This is a genomic window from Actinomadura roseirufa (genome assembly GCF_900659635.1).
Classification (GTDB): domain Bacteria; phylum Actinomycetota; class Actinomycetes; order Streptosporangiales; family Streptosporangiaceae; genus Spirillospora; species Spirillospora roseirufa.
Genome location: NZ_CAACVB010000459.1, coordinates 1 through 3,813, shown reverse-complemented (window position 1 = coordinate 3,813; position 3,813 = coordinate 1). Strand labels below are relative to the sequence as shown.

Sequence of the window (3,813 nt, the reverse complement as noted above, 5' to 3'; positions counted from 1 at the left end):
CACGCGAGACTCTCCAGGCGGTCGGCGGCCTCGCCCGCGCCGCCGGCGGCGGTGAAGCAGTCGCGGGCGCGGCGGGCGGCGGCCCGGTGCGGCCCGTCGGCGAGGACGGTGGTCAGGGCGGCGCGGAGCTCGTCCGGGCCGGCGCCGGGGAACGGGACGGCGACGCCCGCGCCGGACGCCTCGACCTGCCGGGCGATGACGGGTTCGTCGCCGCTGACCGGCGCGACGACCAGCGGCACGCCCCGGGCGAGGGTCTCGCAGACGGTGTCGTGGCCGCCGTGGCAGACGACGGCGGACAGCCGTTCGAGCAGCCTGGGCAGCGGGACGCCGTCGTGGAGCAGGACGTTGCGCGGCGGGTCGGCGAGGGTGCCGGGCGGGCAGTCGAGGACCGCTTGGACGTCGAGGTCGCGGACCGCCTCGGCGGCGGCCGCGAAGAAGGCGGCCCCGGCCGGGTGGCCGGCGGCGCCGAGAGAGACGAGGACGGCGGGCCGCCCGTCCAGGCGTTCCCAGGGGAAACCGGCGCCGGGGCGGCCGGGCGCGGGGCCGACGAAGGCGTAGTGCCCGGGGTAGGAGGCGGTGTCGCCGACGAGCGCGGCGGTCGAGAAGACCAGCACGAGGTCGCCGGAGAAGCGCAGGTCCTGGACGTCGTCGATGCCGTGGGCGCGCTGGAACCCGCCGATCTGGGCGTGGATCCAGTCCTCGTCCTCCGGCGTGCCGCCGGGGGCGAACCCGGCGGACGTGGCCGCGGACGTGGCCCAGGGCAGGCCGCGGCGGCGGGCCGCGACGGGCGCGGCCAGGGCGAGCTGGTCGGCGATGACCACGTCGGGGCGGAACCGGTCGAGCGCCTTCTCGACGCCCGGCATCATCGCGTGCCCGAGCGGGACGGCGAACCCCTCCCAGAGGAAGCGGCGGGCCTCGGCGTCGCGCAGGCTCAGCCAGGCTTCCCGCGCCGCGGGGATCCGCGGGGCGAAGTCCCGGTCCACGGCGGTGAGGATGCGGGAGCCGGGGCGCAGCTGCGGCTCCAGGGTGGCGCGGTCGCCGGTCCAGGCGACGGCGTGCCCGCGGCGGACCAGTTCGGCGGCGACCGCCACGGTCGGGTCGGCGTGCCCGTTCAGCGGCGGGACGGCGAACAGGAAGCGCCGCCGGGGCGTGGTGGCGCGGCGGATCGCGGTGTCGCCGAGCAGGGACGGGACCTCCTTGCGGCGGGCGTTCACCGTGCGCCTCCCGCGTGCGGTGCGCACCCGGGGACGTGGCGGAGGGCGCCCGCCGCCGTTGCGGGGGTTCTGTTCATGCGTTGCTCTCCTCCATGTCGGTGCCGCCCGACGCGGCCGTCCAGGCCACGACGTGTCCGTGCAGTTCGCGTGTCTCGACGGTGGTGACCGTTCCGTTCGCGGCGATCAGGAACCGTCCGGGCTCCTCCGCCGTGACGACCAGCTCGGTGCGGTCGCACGGCCCGCCCGGTGTGCCAAGGGAAGGCAGGCCGTAGGGCGGCATGGACCGCAGGACGGCCTGCTCCGCCGCACGGATGTGCGCGTCACGCCCCACTGGGACCAGGCCGATGCCCACTGGATCGCCCTTGGCCCGGACGAGCGCCACGCCCACTTCGGCGTCGGCCGCGATCGACAGGGCCAGCGGCTCCAGGAAGGGGCCGGTTGCCACTGGCCGGTGGGACAAGTCGTCGCGGATGGTCAGTTCCGCAGGGAACAGGGGGCCGTGACCCGCACGCCATAGGTGGTCCCTGACGGCGTCCTTCGCGGCGATCCTGCCGAGGAGCCACGGCCCTTGCTCGGCTGGGGAGAGGGCTTCGTAGTCGGCGCGTTCGGTGGCGCACAGATATTGGCGCATCACCAGGTCACGGGACGCGGCGTCGTCCCAGCGCCTGCGGGCCAGGCACCAGCCGCCGTCCTGAGGTTCGCCTGTACCGGACACCTCGGGAGTGAACTTCATCCGCCAGAGGGACTCGTCGGTGTAGAAGCGGCGGGCCGTCCATCCGTCGATGCGGGCCCACACGGTTCCGCTCGGATGGACCAACTCCACGGAGCAGCGCATCGTGGTGTCCGTCAGCAGCTCGTTCCAAACGATGGTGTCGAGTTCTTCTCCCGCCGGGGGCAAGGGGCCGTAGAGGGAGAGCCGCCCGATTCCCACGGGGAACACCGTCTGGTTGTCCTCGCCGTAGACCTGCATCCAGTGCCCGCAGAGCTGTCCCGCGCTGTCCAGGAGCGCCCCCGGTGTGGGCAAGGAGGTGAGGACGGCGCGGATGCCGTCCTCTGCGAGGGCGGTGAGCTGGGTGACTCCGCGGAATAGCGGCCCGTGGAACATCCAGCGCTCCTCGTACAGCCGATCGGCCGTCACCACCGGAGGACCCTCACCGGTGAGGGGCGTCATGTCCGCCACAGGGGGCGTCGGATAGTCCTCGTCCAGCAGAACCGTCCCGTCCGTGTGGTCCTGGATGGTGACCTTCACCCTGCGCGGGTGCCCGGGGCCTCCTCTTTCGGGGGCCTCCTTGACGAGATGGGCGCGGATGCCGGCGGTGGTGGGCGGGACCGCGACGACCCACCGGACGGCGCGGACGTCCTCGAAGCCGACGACCACGAGGTCGGGCAGCAGCTCGCGGGCGGTCGCGGCCATCACCTCCAGCAGCGTGGCCAGCGGAACGATCGGAAATCTGTCCGACATGTCCGGCCAGCCGGGCGGTTGCGGGAACACGCAGTGGTCGCTCAGGAAGGGCATCGCCTCCAGCGAGAACACCCTGGACACGACCATCTCGGCGGGCGGCACGCCGTTCGCGGGGCCGTCCTCCGCCGCCGCCTCGGCGGCCTCGGCCGCGGATCCGAGGGCCTCCACGACGGACCGCGCGCCGGACGCGGCGTCGTCGAGCAGCGCCTCCAGCTCGGCCAGCACCGGATCGCCGGCGGGGCGCCGCGCGGAGGGCGCGGACGCGAGACGGATCGTTGGAACGGCCCCGTCCAGCCTCACGAGCGGAGTGCCGAGGTCCAGCATCAGCCCCGCGGCGGGATCCGGCGCGGGCGGCGACGCCCCGTACCCCTCCGCCCAGAGCGCCGCGACGACGCGGCTCAGCCGGTCCGTCGCGTCGCCCCCGGCGGCGCCGGCCGTGATCGCCAGGTGCTCGCGCCCGTCCAGGCCGTCACCGACGAACCCGGTGAGGCCGCCGGGCCCGAGCTGCACGAACGCGCGGACGTGCGCCGCGGTGTACAGCCCCTCGACCAGCGCGCCGAACCGCACCGGCTCCAGCGGGTGCCGGGAGAGCAGCGCCCGGACCTCGCCGGGCTCGGACGGGAACGGCGCCGCCGTCGTCGCCGACCACAGCGGGACGCGCGGCTCGTGGACCGGCGTCCCGTCGAGCGCGCCGCGCAGCCGCCGCCCGAACGCCGTGGCCAGCGGCGTGTGGAGGCCCGCCCGGACCGGCAGCTCCCGGCCGAGGACGCCCTCCGCCGCGAGCCGCCCGGCGATCTCCCGGACCTCCGCCGCCGGGCCGCAGATCACCGACCGGTGCGGCCCGTTCTCGTGGCTGACGACCACGCCGGGCCGTCCCGCGACGGCCTCCCGGGCGCGGGCCGCGCCGCAGCCCAGCGCCGCGTACACGGCGCCGGGCGCCTCCAGCTCCGCGCCGTCGAGGGCCTTCAGCAGCCCCTCGACGGCGTCGCCGTCGCACAGGCCGGCGACGGTCATCGCCGTCCACTCGCCCAGGCCGTACCCGGCGGCCACGTCGGGCTCGACGCCGAGCGCGGCGAGCTCCCCGGCCAGCAGCCGCCCGTCCGCGATCATGCGGGCGGCCCGGCCGAGCAGGTCCCC

General features: G+C 75.8%; 2 protein-coding genes. Both read right to left on the bottom strand.

What is annotated here, in order from left to right; all coding sequences use genetic code 11:
• The coding region (locus E1291_RS40035) for a glycosyltransferase (protein WP_207401216.1) at nucleotides 1-1,214 on the bottom strand (1,214 nt) is incomplete at its 3' end.
• A gap of 73 nt (nucleotides 1,215-1,287) precedes the next feature.
• On the bottom strand, nucleotides 1,288-3,813 hold a 2,526-nt coding region (locus tag E1291_RS40030; protein WP_131743214.1), incomplete at its 5' end, for an acyltransferase domain-containing protein.